Origin of the sequence: Acanthopleuribacter pedis (assembly GCF_017377855.1) — a bacterium.
Lineage (GTDB): Bacteria > Acidobacteriota > Holophagae > Acanthopleuribacterales > Acanthopleuribacteraceae > Acanthopleuribacter > Acanthopleuribacter pedis.
Genome location: NZ_JAFREP010000002.1, coordinates 287,920 through 307,213, shown reverse-complemented (window position 1 = coordinate 307,213; position 19,294 = coordinate 287,920). Strand labels below are relative to the sequence as shown.

The 19,294-nt window shown below is 57.7% G+C and carries 9 protein-coding genes; 3 read left to right on the top strand and 6 right to left on the bottom strand.

Going from position 1 to position 19,294, the window contains the following annotated elements:
• Positions 1–673: 673 nt before the first annotated feature.
• The 3 genes from J3U88_RS02810 to J3U88_RS02800 form a co-directional block, all read right to left on the bottom strand.
• Positions 674–1,642: a DUF2169 family type VI secretion system accessory protein gene (locus J3U88_RS02810; RefSeq protein ID WP_207856612.1), complete on the bottom strand. Its 969-nt coding sequence runs from the start codon at positions 1,640–1,642 to the stop codon at positions 674–676.
• A gap of 67 nt (positions 1,643–1,709) precedes the next feature.
• Complete coding sequence (locus J3U88_RS02805) at positions 1,710–2,084, bottom strand: hypothetical protein (RefSeq protein ID WP_207856611.1); 375 nt, start codon at positions 2,082–2,084, stop codon at positions 1,710–1,712.
• On the bottom strand, positions 2,081–6,742 hold the full coding sequence (locus J3U88_RS02800) for an RHS repeat-associated core domain-containing protein (RefSeq protein ID WP_207856610.1): 4,662 nt from the start codon (positions 6,740–6,742) through the stop codon (positions 2,081–2,083). Before J3U88_RS02800 ends, J3U88_RS02805 begins: the two co-directional genes overlap by 4 nt.
• A gap of 1,130 nt (positions 6,743–7,872) precedes the next feature.
• On the opposite strand from J3U88_RS02800, the gene J3U88_RS02795 reads away from it, so the two are divergent.
• On the top strand, positions 7,873–9,333 hold the full coding sequence (locus tag J3U88_RS02795) for a sialidase family protein (protein WP_207856609.1): 1,461 nt from the start codon (positions 7,873–7,875) through the stop codon (positions 9,331–9,333).
• A gap of 344 nt (positions 9,334–9,677) precedes the next feature.
• Here J3U88_RS02795 and J3U88_RS02790 read toward each other — a convergent pair whose 3' ends face one another.
• The 3 genes from J3U88_RS02790 to J3U88_RS02780 all read right to left on the bottom strand — a co-directional run bounded on the left by J3U88_RS02790 (position 9,678) and on the right by J3U88_RS02780 (position 16,419).
• Positions 9,678–10,751 carry a hypothetical protein gene (locus J3U88_RS02790; RefSeq protein ID WP_207856608.1) on the bottom strand — a complete coding sequence of 358 codons (1,074 nt, stop codon included), beginning with the start codon at positions 10,749–10,751 and terminating at the stop codon, positions 9,678–9,680.
• A 68-nt stretch (positions 10,752–10,819) separates the two neighbouring features.
• Positions 10,820–11,335, bottom strand: a complete 516-nt coding sequence (locus J3U88_RS02785) for a TlpA family protein disulfide reductase (protein ID WP_207856607.1) — start codon at positions 11,333–11,335, stop codon at positions 10,820–10,822.
• A gap of 110 nt (positions 11,336–11,445) precedes the next feature.
• Positions 11,446–16,419 (bottom strand): response regulator, encoded by a 4,974-nt coding sequence (locus J3U88_RS02780; protein ID WP_207856606.1) that lies wholly within the window; start codon positions 16,417–16,419, stop codon positions 11,446–11,448.
• On the opposite strand from J3U88_RS02780, the gene J3U88_RS02775 reads away from it, so the two are divergent.
• The gene (locus J3U88_RS02775) at positions 16,405–17,244 is read left to right on the top strand and encodes a hypothetical protein (RefSeq protein ID WP_207856605.1); all 840 of its coding nucleotides are present in this window, start codon (positions 16,405–16,407) and stop codon (positions 17,242–17,244) included. The genes J3U88_RS02780 and J3U88_RS02775 overlap by 15 nt on opposite strands.
• Positions 17,245–17,866: 622 nt before the next feature.
• Positions 17,867–19,240 carry a radical SAM/SPASM domain-containing protein gene (locus J3U88_RS02770; RefSeq protein WP_207856604.1) on the top strand — a complete coding sequence of 458 codons (1,374 nt, stop codon included), beginning with the start codon at positions 17,867–17,869 and terminating at the stop codon, positions 19,238–19,240.
• Positions 19,241–19,294: the final 54 nt, after the last annotated feature.

Below are 19,294 nucleotides of genomic sequence, written 5' to 3'. Positions count from 1 at the left end.
GAATGATCTCATCATTAAGCGAGTCGTAAGCGCCTCACGAGCAAAGCAGAATCCGATCACCTGACGCCAGGGTAATGGGCCCGACCATTGGCTCATGAAACGTATCCCCGCCCAGGAACTTGGTCAGCACAAGCTGTTGGATTGCATGGGTATTGGAGAGGGCTGTACCCTGCAAAGCGCATTTTGACACCAAAAGCGTTGATCACCGCTGGCATAATTTTTTGATTTCAGTGTTTCTTCGTGCCGAGCGTGATCTCACGATCCACGCATGTTGTGGTTTTCCTGAGGAGTCACCCAGATGTCACCAGCTTCTATTTTGGATAATTTCGATGGCGACATGGGTTTTCCTGTCCTGTAGCTACACTCGGAAGTCGTTATTTCTTCCTAACCGGCTTGTTTGTCTGGTAGATGTTTGCGAGCAACGGAAAGATGAATGAGCCCTCGGTGGTGGCCCACGCGAATCCCTCAGGATTTCCCCATCCTGAAGAATTCCGGCTTTTAACCCTATTCGGATCAGACGAATCTTCAATCATTCGTGGGCAAGCATTCCGCGCGGCGTTTTATGACTCGGCAAAGTTAAGCCGGGTGAAGCCGCTATTAAAAGATGGGGTTCGTCTCGTGCCTACCTGAAAATACGCGGTCCCGGCCCGGTGGGACCGGGCCGGCGGTAGAGTTACGAGGCGTTTTTCTCGGCGTTTTGTTCCATGCGGAACTCGAGTACGCGCACTTCCGAATTTAGCGAAATCGGGAGGCGCCAGGTGAGCTGGACTTCCATGTTGGGGACGTCGATGGCAATGGTGTCGAGTACCATCGCTCCGGGCAACATGCCGCCGTCCACGTAACGCACCAGGTTGATCATCTGGTACGGGGGTAATCCGAACGATAGGCGCCCCTCGGGGCTTAGGTTGGTGAGGGTGACCCAGGCGTCGGCCGGCACTTTGCCCGGGAACATCAAGCTGGGGTGGGCGCGGTTACAGGCGGCGTAAGGCGCGTCGTCGCTGTGCAAACCCCAATCCTCGTAGGTGGCACACAAGCCGGCCGGGAGGTAATCCCCGCCAAGCTCGGTGACGGGGTAACCTGGCATTTCGATTTGCGGGGCTTTGACCTTGTCGCCGTCACTGGGATGCGCCGGCGCAACAAAGCCGGTGCCCAGCGGGTTTTTGCCAAACACCTTCTCTTCCCCGTCGACCTCGCCGCGGCCCCCGTAGGCCTGCTCGTAACGCAGCGGCACGGTGGGCACAGGTTTGGGGTCTTCCAACATCCATCGGCTCTCGGCACCGGAATAAACCCAGTTGCGGCGGCCCAAGATTTTGTAGGCGGCGGTATGAATGCCCACCTGCACCTCGGCCAACCATTGGGCCTGGGGTTTGCCGCCGGGCGCGTGGGCCAACGCGTTGACAAAGACGTCGGTGCGCGGTTTGGCGGGAACGAAATCGGAAGGGCGCAAGATCGAAGAGGCGCCGGGTTCACCAAAATAGGTGTCCTTGGGCAGAACCGGCTTTTGTTCCTGCACCGGTTTGAGCACCTTGCCGTCTTCAATCTTGAAGGTGCCCTTGGCGACGGCCACCAGCAAAGGTCGCTTGCGGTTATCGCGGCAACGGTAGGAAGCATTGGGAAAAGGAAGGTAGTTGCGGGTTTCCATGATGATGTTCCTTGTCTCAACCGGGTGATCCGGCCGGTGGTTGGCGAGGGTCGCCCCGCCCTGTTGGTCAATAGGCGGGTGAGATCCGTTTCAGCGAGCCGTTTTTGGGATCAATGGCGAAATGCCAATCATACCATCCGTCGACCTTTTCATCGGCACCGCATACCACGGCGGCCGCGGCATCGGGATGGTTGGCTAAGTAGCTGATTGAAAAACCCTCGGGCGCCTTGACCTGAAACATCAGGCGCCCGTCGCGGGGATCAAAACAATCAACGTGGTGGGTATCGCGTTTGACCCCGTTCATCACCCCGACAAAACCGCCGGTTTCAAAATACAGGGCTGATCCATTCAAGGCATTGGCGCTTTCGGCCTCTACCCTTTTTCCTTGAAAACGCCAGCGCACTTTGCCGGCCGTTTCATCTACGTCAAGTTCTTCGATCATGTGCCTAGCTTCCTTACACTCACAACTTTCAAATAGTTCATGCGGTCTTTCGGCGCCACGGTCATTTCCAGCTGGTTCCCGCCGCCCGGCAAATAACGGCCGGTCGCCTCGTCGATTTGCGGACCGACCGGGCCTGTTTTGGCCGGGAGATCTTTCACGACCTCGTAGGTTACGACGCGGTCGACATCCGGCTTCCACGCTTGCTTTACGGCGAGATCGTCGCGCACAAAATCCATATCCTTAATGTAGTCCGGTGTACCGAAACCGCCGGGTCGATCAACCGGTTGCCCCGGTCCAACCGCCATTTCGAACTTGGTACCCGGCTTAAGTGTCTCCGTCTTAGGGGTGTAGCCGATGGGCCAGGGCGACTGACCGGAAACCAGATCTTGGTAGGCCTTGGATGCCTCGGAGGAATCCTTAAATTGGCCCTTGTGGGCTTTTTGGAATTCGTTCCAAGAGTTTTGTTTGCCTTTTTTACAGGACAAACCGGAGGGATCGGTCCAGCCAATCGGGTTGGGCGCGTATTGGTAGAGGTTGGTGCCGCCCGCGAACCCGATGGGGTCCTGGTGGATGAAACGGCCGACAACGGGGTCGTAATAACGGTTGTTGTTGTAGTGCAACCCGCTTTCTTCGTCGTGGTACTGACCCGCAAAACGCAGCGGGTTATGCACCTCTTCGGCGAGGTATTCGGCCACCTCGCCATAGGCACGGTAGCGCGCCGACCACACGATTTTGCCGCGTTCATCGGTCATTTCTTGCGGGGTACCCAGGTGGTCGTTGTGGTAGTAGTAGGCCTTGTCGTTTTGCAACATGGCAACCGGGGTCAGGCCGTCCACATCGTAGACAAAGGTTTTCCAGCCGTCCTCGGTGTGTTCGGCGGCAAGGGCGTGGTTGTCCCAGAAAAACGCGGTGCGTTTGCCGCCTTTGATTTTGGCGACGCGACGGTTAAAGGCGTCGTATTGGTATTCGGTGGTTAACCCGTCCCGTTCTACCCGAATGAGCTGGTTATCGGGACCGTAGGTCAGGTTGGTTTCCTCGGCGCCGGTCGGGCCTTGGTTGATGCGGGTCAGGTTGCCCGCGTCGTCGTATTGGAACTTGCGGTCGCGGAACACGCCGAGGCGGTCGCCGGCCACGGTGGTTTGAGCTTCGCCGGCGTCGGGATCGAGGATGTTGCCGGCCGGGTCAAAGGCAAAGGTTTCCTTGAGAAAACCGTCCACGGAACGCAAACGTTCGTTTTGATCGTAGCGATAGCGGGTGGTGCCTTTGGTCAGGTCGTCAATTTGGGCGAGCAAGCCCTGTTGGTCGTATTGGAAGTCGCGCTGAATCAGCGTTTCACGACGGTTGTTCACCGCCTGAATTTGTTGCAGGCGGCCGGCGGGATCGTAGTCGTGGTGGACCTGGACACCGTTGCCGAGGTGACGCACCCGCTCGCGGCCGGCCCCGTCATATTCGCCGCGGCTCAGCAAACGCTCGCCGTGGTGAATGTCCAGCAAACGACCCATGGGATCGTGGCTGAAGGAAAGGTTCGTTCCGCCGGGCAAAGACAGCGCGGTGCGGTTGCCGTTTTGGTCAAAGGCCCGCTGGATCACCTGGTTGTCCTGCCATTCTTCCAACAACTGACCGAGCGGCCCGTAGAAGAACCGCAGGTTGCGGGCGGGGTTGTCGGCGCGGGTCATGCGGCCGGCGGCATCGTAGGCAAATTCGCTGGTTTGCGCCAGGCCGGATTGCAGATCGCGGGCGGTTTTCTTGATCAAGGCGCCCAGCGCGTTGCGTTCGAAGTGGATCACGCGATGCGCGCCGTCGCGGTGTTCGATCAGCTTGCCGGCGGCGTCGTAACGGTAGTTTTGCTCGCGGCCGTCGAAACCGATTTCTTTGATCAGGCGTTCGTTGCCGTCGTAGAAAAATTGCGCGCGTTCGCCGTTTTCGTTGATTAAGGCGGTCAGGTTGCGTTCGGTATCCCATTCGTAGCGCAGTTCGCTGCCGTCGGGATTGACGCGGCGGGTGACCTCGTCCAAGCCGTCTTCATAGAAGTACTGGGTGGTGTTGCCCTGGTCGTCGATGTACTTGCTAACCATGTGGTTGGCATGCCACTCAAGCCGCAGCGTGGTCTCATCCGGGCGGATAATACGCGTGACGCGCCCCAGCTTGTCGTATTCGTAGCGGGTCACCTTGTCGCCTTCGATCACGGCGGTCATGTGATCGTACGCGTCGTATTGGTAACGAATTTCAATGCCGTCAACGCCGGTTTCAGAAACCAAGGCGCCGTTGGCGTTCCACACCATTTCGTGGACGCGGCCGTCGGGCCGGGTAATCTTCACCGGACGGCCCATGCTGTTGTAGGCATACCGCGTGGTGTTGCCGAGCGGATCAATATTGGCGATGAGGCGCTGTCCCGCATCGTACTCGCGACGCCAGACATAACCCAATTCATCGGTGTAGCGGACGGGTTTTCCGTGTTCGTTGTACTCGGTATGGTTGACGGCACCGGTGGGCGCGGTCCGTTTGGTGACCAGGCCCAAATCGTTGACCTTGCTCTCGTGAACAGCCCCGGTCGGATCATGCAACTTCACCATATGGCCGGCGCTGTTGCGCTCGAAACGGGAGACGTTGCCCTCACCGTCGGTTTCCGACAGCAGGTGACCCATTTCGTTGTACTGGTACAGGGTGGTGAACCCGCGGCTGTCGGTGATTTCGCTGCGATGCTGCTCGGGGAACCACTTGAAACGGACGTCGTAATTGCCGCCGTCGCCCCAGTTGTGCAGGCAGCGCGCGCCGGTGTCGTAGCGGTCCCATTCGAAGTAATAATTGAATCCGGTGCGCAGGGTACGCTGAATCAACACGTGGTTGCGGTATTGGTATTTTTCGCCGTGGCCGCTCGCATCGCGGTTGGCGATCAGGTTGCGATCCGCGTCGTATTCAAAGGCCAAAACGCGGTGATCGGCTGCCTCGGCGCCTTTGAGCAACAGATCCACGCCGCTGAACAGGCCGCGGTCGTTGGTTTCAAAACGCAGGCGGTTGCCGCTCTGGGAGACCACCTGGAACAGCCGGCCGTTGCGGTATTCAAAATCGACCTTTTGGCCGGTGCGGTTGCGGTACTGCGCCAAGCGCCAACGGCCGCCTTCCCCGCTAAAGACACGGGTAAAACCGTCGCGGTCGGCCAGTTCAAAACGATCCGTCTCAGGACGACTCAGGAACAAACCCTCGAGCACCTGGCCGACGGTTTCGCCGACAGCCGGGGTCGGGAAGGCCACGGAACGGGCCTCGTCGGTGCGGTAAATAAGCTCGCCACCTTCGCTGTGCAGGCTTTCGCAGCCGCTGAAGGTCCAGCCGCGACCCAAACCGACATCCTCGGTATGGCCGCTGCGGTAGGTACGCTCGAACACATAGGGCAAGGGGCCCGGCAACAGGTACTCGGTGAATTGCAGCAGTTCCTCACCGGTCACCATGCTGATCGGGCAGCCGCCGGTACAGGTTTCTTTGATCTTGCCGCTGGGCAAGCCGTTGTCAATTTTGCTCGCGGCCTTGGAAACCTTGTTAACCACACCCTCGCCGGCTTTCACCATCGCTTTGCCGACGCCGGTTTTTTTGGCGAATTTGGCAGCCGTGGCACCGGCACCCGCAAACGGAATCATCGCGGCGGCGGACAGGGCCGCGTCGGTATAGTTGCCCTCGGCGAGGTAAATCAGCGCGTTCAGGCCGTCGGCAACTTCACCCAAACCGGGTACCAAGCCGACAATGTCCAAGGTGGTATGGATCACATCGGAAAGTGAAATATTGGAAACAGCATTGGCGAGGCCGCTCCACCAACTGGATTCTTCTTCTGTCTCCGGGGCCGCGGGCGGATTGGTATCGCCGCTAATCGAACCGTCGGGACCAATGCTGGGACCGCTTGCCGGGGCGGGCGCGGGCGCCGGCGCATTGTCACTCGCCGCGGAACCACCGCCGCCGGAGCCACCAGATCCGCCGGATCCGCCGGATCCACCACCGGCACCACCACCGCCGCCGGCACCACCGCCACTGCCCTCTTCGTTGAGAACATCCTGGGGAATGAAAATGCGGTTGTTGAGTACGTTTTGCGCGGCGGCCCAGAATTCGGCACCGGTGAGAATGCCGGTACGCGGAATCGGATAATTGTATTCGGGCGGAATCTCAATACCGGATGCACGCACCAACTCAACCAGTTGCCACCATTCGTAACTGCCCTGGAACAGTTGCGGTGCATGACGGCCGGTGTAGGTGTAATAAAAGTCGCCGGAGACAATCAGGCCGTCAAAATATTTTTCCATGGTGTGGCTGTGAACCCAGGAGCGCAGCACTTCTTCGTTTTGGCGCAACTCGGTGCGCAGGCTTTCCGCGTATTGCAAGACGTAGCCGGGACTTTCGGCCAGTAAAATTTCCAGGCGGTAGCGTTCGAGCATTCTTTGCTTGCCGAGGTACTCGAACAAAAATTCTTCGCCGTCAATGTTGGGCACCGACACCTCGGCGGTGGTGACACTTTGCCGCGCGTGCTCCATCCACTTCTGAGCCTGCCCGACACGCGCCGCGTCATAACTAAAGGTGGGATAAAGGTCGGGCACTTTAAACGCGTAAAAGTTCTTGTCGTGCCGGAAGAAACGGCCTTTGAGCAAGGTGTCGGGACCACTACCTGGAAATGTCATAGGTACCTCTTTGTAATAGCGATAAGGAGCAGCGTGATTTCACCGGACCGGCACCATAGACAGCCGGAGGAAAAATCGTGCAACGCAACCCGCCCAAAGGTCACCTACTCAGTGCAGGGGTTTATACCGTCGGTCGCCTTGCGATTGCCGTGGTGTACCGCCGTCGGCGAATCCACCCATGTCCCGCGGAACAGCGCTTGTATAAGGATATCGGTTTTTCCAACCGCCTAGCTAAAGGCATACGTCCAAAAAACCGCCGTGTTTCTTCAGGACCGCGTGTTTTCGGGGTTACGTGATAGGCGTTACCGCGAGTCCACGCCGCAAACCCACCTCATAATGTGTGGCTCTGCACTGTCTAATATAGTGACTCCAGGCGGCGATGTGAAGTAATAAGGGTTACAAAAAAAAAATGCGCCCCGGGAAGGGGCGCGGGGGACAGATTACGTGGATGGTCTTAAGGCACGGCACCGTGACCCAATTGGTCCAGGCCGCGCCCCCGCTTGCAGGCACCCAGGTAACCCTAAACCCGCATTGCTCACAAGGGCTTCCGCGACAGGGCAAAAACCCCTGTGAGGAATGCGGGCGAAGTAAAGAATTCAGAGGAGAACCAGCGCGTTTGCCGCGTACCGTCGTAGCTGTTGGTACAGGGGGCGTCACTGCGTTCTGTGAGACAAAAGATAACGCACTCTCATTACCAGCACAAGTCTTTTTTTGATAATCTGATATCACCAAGCATGGTTTTGCGACCTTCCCCACCCTTTCTCAACGAAACACGGGTTCCTCAAATGGCCAAAACCCGCTTTGTTTCCTGATTTTGGGTCCGTGGCTCCCCATGGGTCGGCCCTTCGTTTTTTGACCTGGCCGTCCCGCATCGTTGCTTTTTTGGACCGCTTGGACAAACGAAAAGCCTTTCAAATAAATGGCCGTCACATCTTTGTCCAGGATCCCGCCACCCCAACTTTTCTTTCATGTTCCACCCCAAGTTTACCGACAAGACAAGAAACCAAACCTGACAATTTACCCACGACCTTCAGCCGGGAACCTTCCGTCTCGCGGTCCCGCAAACTGCTTGTTGTCCACGCCCAATCCCGAAGCCCCCGTTGAGGGGGACCTCGGCCCAGGAGGAAACAGTGAACCCTCTGCTCAAATGTTTGATGGTGATGTTCTTGTTGAATCAGCTTGCTTTCGCCCAAACCACGTGGGGCGACGCCGCCTACCTCAATACCAACGCCGAGGTAGACGCCGGGGGCGACAGCGAACCCAACCTCGCCGTGGATAGCCAGGGCCGGTGGATGGCGGTATGGAGCAGCACCGACAGCCGCGACGATACGGTGGGTACCGACTTTGATATCTTCGGTGCCGTCTCAACCGACAACGGCCTTACCTGGTCGCCTTCGTTTGTGATCAACAGCGCGGAAATGGATTCAGGACTCGATTTTGAGCCGTGCGTCGCAACCGACGGCAACGGCCGCTGGGTGGTTGTGTGGCGATCCAACGACCCCCAGGGTAATTTCGGCTCAGACTACGACATCTTTTACAGCATCTCCGACGACCACGGCGCCGGCTGGACCACCCCTGCCGCGGTATCCATCACCGCCTCTTCCGATACCGGCGACGAATTTTTCCCATCCATCGCCTCGGACGGTGGCAACGGTTGGATGTGTACCTGGCAATCCAACGATCCCAATGGCAACACCGGCACCGACAACGACATCTTTGTGGCCACCTCAGCGGACAACGCCGCGACCTGGACCACAGCGCTGCTGCTCAACAGTGACGGCGAAAGCGATAGCGGCCAGGACAACAACCCTGAGGTGAAAACCGACGGACGGGGTGTTTGGATCATCGTCTGGGCAAGCCAAAACATGATCCTCGCCCGTTCCGGTGGTTTGGATCGGGATATTGTGTTCTCCCGCAGCCAGGACTTTGGTACCACCTGGAGCGACCCCGCGCCTATTAACGACTACGCGTTTACCGACAGCGCCAATGACACCAACCCCGATCTTGCCACCGACGGCGCGGGCAACTGGCTGGCAGTATGGAGTACGGACCACGACCTCGGCACCAACGGCACGGACAACGATGTGATGTTCAGCCGTTCGATTGACTCGGGGGTTACTTGGACCTCGGCCCGCGCCATTGAAGGCACCACCGACGCGGTCAACGACGCGGTGCCGCGCATTCACTATGGCGCGGGTTCGTGGGTCACGGTTTGGGCGGGCAACAACGATCCCGGCGATTCCGGGACAGACACGGACATCTATTCCTCGGCGAGCACCGACATGGGTCTGGCCTGGTCAACCCGTACCCTGGTCAACGACTACGCCCTCACCGACAGCGCCAACAACTTCGACAATAGACCCCACCTGAACTACGGCGACGGCCGTTGGCTCTCTGTCTGGAGCGGCAGCATCACGAACGAGGACGGCGACATTGTGTTCGCGCTGTCGCCACCCGCGGGATGCACCATCCCCGATTCCTTCGCGCCCACGGTGGCGACTTGGCCAAGCTCGGTTTCGATTTTGAATTTGGTCCAAATCATTAATGAAGCGTGCGGGCTTGCTTCCGCCCTCGCCAAACAGGACGAATGAACCCAGCTACTAGAACCAAACAGGAGCCGCTGATTAAACGCCTGCCGGGCACCACACCCAAAGAATGGTTCCACGCCGTCAAGCAACCCGCGGCGGGTTAGCCCGTATGCTCACCAAAAGTTCTGCTCCGGCGCTGAAACAGCTTCGATTACTTAGGTTACTTGGTCGCACGATTGCAAACCAACGGTGGGACAGCCTCGTCGTAGCACTGCTACGCCGAGGGGTCGGCCCCGCCAAGGGTCGGCCCCGCCAAGGGTCGGCCCCGCTACGTTTGCCCGACCAGGTAACCTGTGTACTCACAGCGATTTCAAAGTCTCGCGATGAATTCTGGTGAGAAATGCGGGCTAGCTTGCGGCGAAGCGCTTCATCCAGAGAGCGACCTCTTCCGGCGTCAGAACCGATTCAACAATCACATTTGGGCGCAAGGCGTCGTGGTAAGGCGCAAAAAAATGGCCGTCCCAGGTACGTGCCATGAGGGGCGCGTCCAGTAAAAGCACCGCGTGATCTTCATAGCGGGCAATCCCATCGGGACGCACCTCACCCGGTACAAAAGCCAAGCCGTCCAAACCCCCGTCCGCGCGCGCCGCGTACCATGGCAAATAACCCCAAACCGCACGATCCATCAGGGCGGCGGGATCGCGGGCAACGCTTAAACCCCGCGCACAAGCAACCAAGGCCGCGTTCGGTTGCGGCCCGGCAACAATCCCTTCCTCAACCAAGGTCCCTTGCAGCAAGGTGAACAATTGAAACGCATTGCGAACCATGTCCAGCCGAACCCAGGCTCCCCGACCCTGGCCGCCATGGAGCACCAACAAACGCATATCATCCACCGCGGCGAGGGTTTCGTGGATGTAAAAGGCGTGGTAATCGGCGCGTTCCATTTCGGCCACCGCCGCGATCAAACCGGTGCGTCGCCGCGCCGCGATGCGCGCCGCCTTGCTTCGCGTCACCATCGCCATCGCGGCGGGCACCATGCAGGAAACGCCCAGCAAGGTTTTGGCGGCTTCCCAATCAACCCGCGCCAATACCTGAAGCTTGTGGTCGGTCATCGCGGAACTGTGTTGGATAAAACAATGCTGGTCAAGGATGCCCAACGCACGTCGCCAGGCCGGCAGCATTTCGGTCAAACGGTCCAACACGCCTTCCACAGCCAAATCGGGATCGCCGCCCCGTTCGACCACCGCACCCATCAACATCGCATGATGGGCGGCGATATACACGTCGGGAACGCTGAGGCCCCGCTGCATCCGCCGCAGCACCGCGTCGTAATGGTCGCGCGAGGAAAGCCCGTCAAGGCAGTTTCGCACATCCATGGGAACCGCGTTCCCAAAGGAGAACAGTTCCGCCAAACCCGGTAACAGGTCTTGGTTGGCGTCGATATAGGTGTCCAGGGCGGATAAATCCAAAGATTGAGCCATGGGAGCTACCTCATAAAATTCAGTCGGTTACCTCAAAAAAATCCCGTCAGGTGAAGCGAGCAGGCCGCCTAAAGTTCCCCGGCATAAATATGGATCTGTTTCCAAAGTTGTTCATGGCGCACGGTCATGGGCACCATCGCCACCAAGTTTTGGTGGCGGTCGAAAAACAACAACTGGGGATGGGGGCTCAAGGCAAGCTTTTTTCCTAAATTGGCATGGGGATCGTGCAGCACCTCGCCGGGAATTCCGTATTCCAGAAGCTGCTCGCGAAACTGGCGCCAATCGTTTTTTTCATTGAGAATCGACACAATGGCGATGTCCTCGTAGATCACCGAGAAACCTTGCAATTCCATCAATTTGGACAAACAAACGCCGCAGCCGCTGTAATCGCTGTAGAAAACCACGTAGCCGCGGTAACCCTTCTCAAGGCGAGCGGTGTTACCCAAGGTATCGGTAAAAGCCAGGCGCGACAAATCGAAACGATCACGACCGGAAAAATAGGCGCGAATGTCGCGTTCAAAGGCATAACCCACCACCACCGTGGTACATATCAAAAGCCAAACCAAAGTGCGTTTGAGTTGCATGCGACCTTCAGGACCCTCGCTTATTTCGTTGCAAACGGCGTAACCGCAACAGAATGGACGTGCTGTAAATGCACTACCTAGCATACGCGTTTCGGGTAAAGAACGGAAGGCTAACCCGCGACCTGGAGCGGTGTTTCCCGGTGTATGTTCGCGGGTAACCGCACCAGCAGGGTCACCCCGCGACCCGGCCCCTCACTTTCCACCTCAATGCCACCGCCGATTTCCTTGGCCAAATTGGCGCTGTTGTGGAGTTCGCCCGATTGGTTCTGGTCAAACAAGCTCTGCTGACGTTGCGCTGAAAGACCCCCGCCGCTGCAACGAAGCCGAACCACAACGTGCCCCGTGCCTTGCTCCGATTCAACGTAACAAGGGTGCACTTGCGCGCCGTTCTCCACCGACAGGAAGGCGAGGTAACGCATCAGCCCGGCGATCATCAACATGAACTTAATTTTCGGGACATAAAGGATGGGTACCGAGCCCTGACGCAGGGTAAAGTCGATCGGAAGACCGGCGATCTCCACGGCTTGCGCACAGGCCTGAAGCAAGGGGTTGATTTCAACCGGTTCGGGGTTTTCCGTCACACCGGACAACGCGTGCTGATCGCGCAGCACATCCAAAGATTGGTTGAGGTATTGCCGCAAACGCCGCAGTTCCTCCAACATGGCGGCGTCGCGGTGTTCAATGCGAATAAGCAGTTTGCTCAAGGTCTCCGTCAGTTGCGCGCCTTCCTCACCGCTGCCGAGCATGCCCTTAAAACGCGCCAAAAGGCGTTCGGCCAAGGACGGCCAATTGGATTGGGCCAACTTGTGTTCGATCACCTCACTGGAGATGTTAATGCTGTTCAGGCTATTGCCCATATTGTGCAGCACCGAACTCGCGTTCTCGGCCATGCCGACCAAATGCGCGGTTGCCACCCGCTCCCGCTGCTTGTCGACCAACTCGTTTAAGGTTTTCACGCGGCCGACGGCCACCACCGCGTGTTCGCGGAAACGGTGCAGGCGGGTGAACTCGGTTTTGGCAACCTCGCTGGGATTGGTTTGGGTTTGCAACAACATGACCCCTTCCAAACGGCCCTCAAAGACCAAGGCGATCATCAGGAACCAGCCCGCCACCACCCCACTCGAGTCGGTCAGCGGTAGGAAATAGGTCGCGTCATCCAACTGGTATTGATCGGCGAGAAACTGCTTGCGAACGGCGGCTTCGCTGTAATCACGGGCTTTAAGATAGGCCGTGCAGGCGTTTTCCACGGTGACGCGGAACTTTTGATCGCGGGTATCCCGCAGCAAAAAGGTGCCGCAGGAAACACTTTGGAACAACGCCATCGCCTGCTCTAACAGGGTCGGTAACAACCCCTCGGCACTCATCTCACGGTTGATGGTTTGCACAATGCGGTTGAGGGTTTCCAGTTCGTGGGTGTAGGCCTGGAGTGCCTGGGTGCGTTCGAGCACCTTTTGTTCCAGGTTGCGGTTGATATCCAACAGCTCCAGGTGGGGTTTAACCCGGGAGAGCAGCGAATCCCGCGAAAAAGGTTTGCTGAGGTAATCGTTGGCACCCAACTGAAACGCGGTGACGATGTCGGCATTTTGGTTTTTGGCGGTCAGGAAAATGATGGGCAATTCCTGGAGTGAATGGGTCTCGCGAATGCGTTTACACACCTCGAAGCCGGACATACGCGGCATCATCACATCCAGCAGCACCAAGTCGAAGGAATCGGTTTTGAGCGCTTCCAAGGCTTCGATCCCGTTGGCGGCCAGGACCACCTCGTAGCGGTGCACCTGAAGGAAGTTGGCCAAAATGCGGCGATTGGCGACTTCATCATCGACCGCCAAAATGCGAATCGCACGCCCATCGGGCAAACCCACCGCGTATTCACGGGGCGGGCCCGCCGCGCTTGCGACGGCCGGAAAGGAACCCGGAACCACCGCGGCAATGGGGTTTTTGACCTCAAGCGTGGATTCAGCCACCCGTCCGTCCACGCCGGTGCGGTACACGGTCAGGGTTTTTTCCCCGGAAATCGGCAGTTCAAAGGTGAACACCGCGCCGCGGCCGGGATAACCCTCGGCCCAAATGCGCCCCGCCATGCGTTCGATTAACTGACGCGAAATGGCCAGCCCCAGGCCGGTCCCACCATATTCACGGGTCGCCGATCCGTCTCCCTGCTGAAAAGATTCAAAGATTTTTTCCGCCATGCTGGGATCGAAACCGATCCCCTGGTCGTGAACCGCGATGCGCAGCAGGTTGTCATGGCGTTCTCCGACCAGGCGCACCTCGCCTTCTTCACTAAATTTAATCGCGTTGCCCACCAGGTTAAACAACACCTGTTGCAGGCGGCCCTCGTCGGCGTTGACGAAGGGCAACGATTCGGAAACATCGTTAATCAAGGTTACTTTTTTGTCGGCGGCCAAGGGCTGACACACAGCCAAAACGGCCTCAATCACCATGGCCGGGTCAACCGGTTGCAGGTTTAAAACCAGTTCGGCCTGCTTGAGTTTGGAGAAATCGAGAATATCGTTCACCAAATTATCCAGCCGCTTCCCGCTCAACACCATCAACTGAAGGTTGTCGGCCACCGCGGGCGATACTTCGCCTGCGTCTCCCGCCAACAAGGATTCAGCCAACCCCACCAAACCGTGGATCGGCGTGCGCAGTTCGTGGCTGGTATTGGCCAGAAATTCGTCTTTCAGCTCGTCAACCCGCATCAAGCGTTGGTTCATCGCCTCGGAGCGCTGCAGTTTGGCCTGTTGCCGCCGTAAATAAAAACCAACCGCCATCAACCCGGAAAAAAGGTAAAGGGCGTAGGCGTATGGGTTGGCCCACCACGGCGGTGTGACGGTAATCGCCAATTTACGGGTCTCGGGAACCCATTCGCCGTCGGCATTGGCAACCTTCATTTCCAGGGTGTAACGGCCGGGCGCCAATTTGGGAAAGGACACATCGCCCTTGTTGCCCAGGGGAACCCAGTCCGGCGTGAGACCGGGAACGCGGTAGGCGTATCGCAAGCCGCGCGGGCTGCGAAAATCAAGCGCGGCGAAATGGAACTGGATGGCGCGGTCGTCGTGGGCAAAGGTGACCTCTTGCAAATCGGCGGTTTCGCGGTCGAATTGCACCGGAAGGTTAAGCACTTCCACGTCGGAGAGCACAATCGGCGGATGAAAGGCCTGGGTTCGCAGGGCGCGGGGTTGCAAAAAGTTAAAGCCGTTGACCCCGCCGAAATACATGGTACCGTCGCGGGCCCTCAGGATGGCGCCCCGCCCAAATTCATTGGCTTGCAAATTGTGGGAGAGACCAAAGTTGCGAAACTGTTCGGTTTGAAGATTGAGACGACTCAAGCCGCGGTTGGTCGCGATCCACAGATCACCGTCACCGTCAAAGGCCAAGCCGAAGACCTTCTCATTCACCAATCCATGTTTGCGTGTATAGCGCTTAAACCGTTCCGTCTCAGGATCAAAGACATTCAGTCCGCCCCCGAGGGTGCCAATCCACAAGCGTCCGTCGGGACCTTCGATGATGGTGAGAATGGTGGCGTGGCTCAAGGCGTCGGGGTCGGCGCCGTCGGCGGGAAATTGCCGAAAACGGGACACGCCGTCGAATTCAAACAAACCATTGCCATAGGTGCCCAGGTACAAAGCCCGTTCCGTTTGGTGTGCCGCGAGGAGGAAGTTATGGGGCAAGGACTCGGGATTTTCGGGATCATGGACCCAAAAACGCCAGGAGCCGTCGCGGGGTTGGTAGGCGATGAGCCCGCCAAAGGAGGCCATGAAAATTTCACCATGGGGACCGTATTCTAAGTCCTGAATGCTGCGCTGCAGTTGGTTGTATGCGGCCCCTTCCGGGTCGGCCACATCCCGCCACCGCGGTTGTTTGGGATCGAACCACTTCAGCCCGGTGACCGTGCCGAGCCACATGCCGCCGTCGGCGGGCAGCATGTCCAGGATGTCGGGATGGACCGCATCCGGGTCGTTTGAGGCTTCTTGGGCGGGCACGACGGAACCGATGCCTGGATCATAAGTCAGCACCCCGGCCGACTCGGTGGCGACGTGCATCAAACCATCGTCGCCTTCGACAAAAGCAAACACGGCGTACTTATAATTGTTCACGCCCTCGAAATCCAAGCGCACGTGGCCGATGGTTTCGGAAGAGCGGTTGTACAGGTTAACGCCGCCACCGAAGGTTCCCAGCCAAACCATGTTGGATCGGTCCTCAAACACGGTGACGACGTGATCCTCGGAAAGGGTGCGCGGATCCTTGGCCTCGGCGCGTAGCTGGGTCAGCGTCTCGAATTGGGGATCGTAGAGCATGACCCCGCCTTTGGTGGGGATCCAAAGGATGCCGCGGCTGTCGCGGAGCATCCCTCCCCCCTCGCCGGGCCAAGAAGCTGACCCAAAATCCACCGGTTCGTAGTGTTCGGTTTCGGGATCAAACAAACCGATGCCGGCACTGCTCCTCAGCCAGAGTTTGCCCTGGCCGCTTGGCTGAATGGCGGTGAAAAATCGCGGCGGCAGGCGATTGGGATCGGTATCGTCGAATGCGTAGACTTTGAGAATACCCTGTTCAGGATGGTAACGCAGCAGGCCTTGGTTGGTCGCGATCCAGAGCGCATCGTCCCCGGGAAACCAAATCATCTCGGCGCTTTCCACGTCGCCTTCCGCCAAGGCCGAAAGGTCGATTTCATCGAAGCGGCCCGTCTCGGGGTTGTATTGCGCAAGGCCTCGATCATGGGAGACGAATAGGGTATTGCCGGGACCGGCCGAGACGCCGTTCAAATGTTGGCATTGGGGCGCCTCGGGAGCGCCGAGGGGAAACCGTTGAAACGTGCCTGTTTCAGGATCGAAACGACTGATGCCGGCGACATAATTAAGCGCCCAAATCACACCGTCTCCGCCAACCGCCAAGTGGGAAACGCTGTTGTCCAACAGCGTGGTTTCATCCTGAAAATCCCGGTAATAGGTTCGAAAACGCTGACCGTCGAAACGGCTTAACCCGTCGCGCGTGCCAAACCATAAAAAGCCGTGATGGTCCTGAACGATGGTAAAAACCCCGTTTTGAGAGAGGCCGTCGCGGGTAGTGAGGTGTTCGAACTTCACCCCTTCAAGGATCCTTTTCTGCTGCGCGGCCTGGCCGGAATCGGCAACAAGAAGGCCGCTCACCAGGAACAACCACGGCAACACGAAGCGGCGACCGGTTACGAGCGCAACAGCCCGGCGGAAAAGGAGCGGGACCAACACTTAGACGCCTTCTCGTCCGGCGGACCGTATGCACGCGAAGGAAGAACCCACCGGCAAACCATGCCGGTGAAGCGGCGTAAAAGCCGGATCATGATGTGTTTCAGCCACGTCCACCGTCCGAACCCAGATCGATTTTTCTCACGTGTGAACGCGCTAAGGAAGCAATTCCCCCGTATCCCAAAATACCAAACGCGGCGGGCAGACGCCGGATGCGGCGGGACAAGCGAACACGCACACGGTGGGCAAATTTTAACATTTCCCCGACGTGGAACGGCTTCAGTTCTCATAAAAATATTCATAAACGCGGTCGCCAACCGCAAATCGCCCGAATTCCCAACCCGGGCTGGGCAAACAAAAAACGGGACGACCCCCCAAGGCGTCGTCCCGTTTCTTCATCTCAAAGAGATGGGTTCAGGCACCTGGAAGGCACCCGCGGGTCGCGAGACCCCAGTTGAAAACGGCTTAGATGGTGATAACGACACCGTAGAGCGGCTGAGGGCAAGTGCCGGGAATGCATTTGCCGAAGTTGCCGGCTTTTACGGAAGTTTTTACTTTAACGCCGGTACCTTCGATCTCAGCAAGGAGGTCTTTGGCCTGAACAGCTTGCTTTTCAATGTTAACTTTTTTCATGATACGTTCTCCTATGAAGAAGTTAATTTCCGCCAATTTGCCGCGAAAATATGACATCCCACTAACAAACGGGGAAATTTCAAGCTCATTCTAGGTCGGTGTCCAGGCCCAGGTCAACCAAAATGACCTCATATTTTCAACTATTTAGGCGTTTTTCATCATTTCTCTATATATCCACCGCGGCGTTTTCCCGTTCTTCAGCCGACTACTTGACTTTAATTTTCGTTTCGATCAGGATAGAAGGCCTTACACGAGAACGCATTTTTCGTTTTTTCGTAAAACGCGTTCGCTGCTGGAAACCCAATCGCTTGCCTTAGACTTAGCTTGTACTTGCCTTAAGACTTCAATCTATGGTGCTTAGGCTTGGCTTTCTGTAACCTAGGTCAACTTCTCGCACCGATTTCTTGACCGCAGGTCGCCCCGCTCATGATGACGGCCAGCGAAAAGTTAAGGGAAAAATCACTTCAGAAGGACGCATACCGGACATTGGCGCGCTAAAAATACGCACCGAAAACAAACATCAGGCTCATTTTTACAACCGACAAAACAATGCCACCTTTACTGATATATGTGTTTTTTCTAAGGCTAACGTGTTCACACCACCCCCACCTTCTCCACCCTCGCGAACCGGTTCTCCCCGCGTTCCGCGCCAAAAATTTTGTTTCAAGGAGTCGTCATGGTTTTTACCGATCCCGTCGCCAACCCGGCCGCCGAGGCCGACACTTCCGGCAGCTACCAACGCACCACCTACGCGGTGTGGGAAATCACCCTCAAGTGCAACTTGGCCTGTGCCCACTGCGGTTCACGTGCCGGCGACAGCCGTGTCGATGAGTTGTCCACCGCCGAAGCATTTGACCTCATCCACCAGATGGCCGATCTCGGCATCAAAGAAGTCTCCCTCATCGGCGGCGAGGCGTTCCTGCGCAAGGATTGGCTCGATCTCGCCACCGAGATTACCCGCGTCGGCATGCGACCCACCATGACCACCGGTGGTTTCGGCATCTCCGAACGCACTGCCGAACGCATGGCCGAGGCCGGCATTCGCGGCGTTTCGGTTTCCGTCGACGGCCTGGAAGCCGTTCACGACAAGCTGCGCGGTCGTAAAGGCTCGTGGAAACAAGTCTTCCAAACCTTGGCCCATTTCCGCAAAGTCGGCATCCCCTTTGGTTGCAACACCCAAATTAACCGATTGAGCGCGCCTCAATTTCCCTTGCTGTACCAAACCCTGCTCGACGCGGGTGTTAGCTTCTGGCAAATTCAGCTCACCGTCCCCATGGGGAACGCGGTGGAATCCAACCAAATTTTGATGCAGCCCTGGGAACTGGTCGACCTTTACCCCATGCTGGCCTGGCTTTCCAAAACCGGCCACGCCGAAGGCCTCCAAATACAACCGGGTAACAACATCGGTTACTTCGGCCCCTACGAACGCGCCATGCGCGGCGTTCGCTTTAAGGACAATCAGAACGTCTTCTACACCGGGTGCAACGCCGGTTTGCAAGTCATCGGCATCGAGGCCGACGGCAGCATCAAAGGCTGTCCCTCGCTCCCAACCAACGCCTACACCGGCGGCAATATCCGCGAGAAAAAACTGGAAGACATTTTCTACAATGCGGAAGAACTCAAGTTCAACGAAAACGCCGGCACCCCGGAAGGAACCGACCATTTGTGGGGCGGCTGTAAAGGATGCGAATTTGCCGAATTGTGCCGCGGCGGCTGCAACTGGACCGCTCATGTCTTCTTCGGCAAACGCGGCAACAATCCCTACTGCCACCACCGCGCCTTGAAACAAGTTGCCAACGGTCAACGGGAACGTTTTTCACTCAAAACCGGCGCAGCGGGCCTTCCTTTTGACCACGGTATCTTTGACATGGTGACAGAACCCTTCAATGCACCCTATGATGATCCCCTTGCCTTCTCCCTGGACAAGGTCCAATTCCCCGAGCGTTTGGTCGCTTCCTACGAGGGCAACCTCCTGGCGGGTCTCAAAGAGCACCGCGATAAGTACCTCAAATACTACGCCGAACGGTTCCCACTCGCCCAACCCGTTTAAGCCGCGGGCGTTCGGTGACGGATCAACCGGTCCGTCGCCCCCGCAACGTGCGTC

Excerpts from the sequence above, each read along its gene's own strand:
- J3U88_RS02770 (WP_207856604.1), top strand. The coding sequence starts at position 17,867 with ATGGTTTTTACCGATCCCGTCGCCAACCCGGCCGCCGAGGCCGACACT.
- J3U88_RS02790 (WP_207856608.1), bottom strand. The coding sequence starts at position 10,751 with ATGGCTCAATCTTTGGATTTATCCGCCCTGGACACCTATATCGACGCC.
- J3U88_RS02800 (WP_207856610.1), bottom strand. The coding sequence starts at position 6,742 with ATGACATTTCCAGGTAGTGGTCCCGACACCTTGCTCAAAGGCCGTTTC.
- J3U88_RS02805 (WP_207856611.1), bottom strand. The coding sequence starts at position 2,084 with ATGATCGAAGAACTTGACGTAGATGAAACGGCCGGCAAAGTGCGCTGG.
- J3U88_RS02785 (WP_207856607.1), bottom strand. The coding sequence starts at position 11,335 with ATGCAACTCAAACGCACTTTGGTTTGGCTTTTGATATGTACCACGGTG.
- J3U88_RS02810 (WP_207856612.1), bottom strand. The coding sequence starts at position 1,642 with ATGGAAACCCGCAACTACCTTCCTTTTCCCAATGCTTCCTACCGTTGC.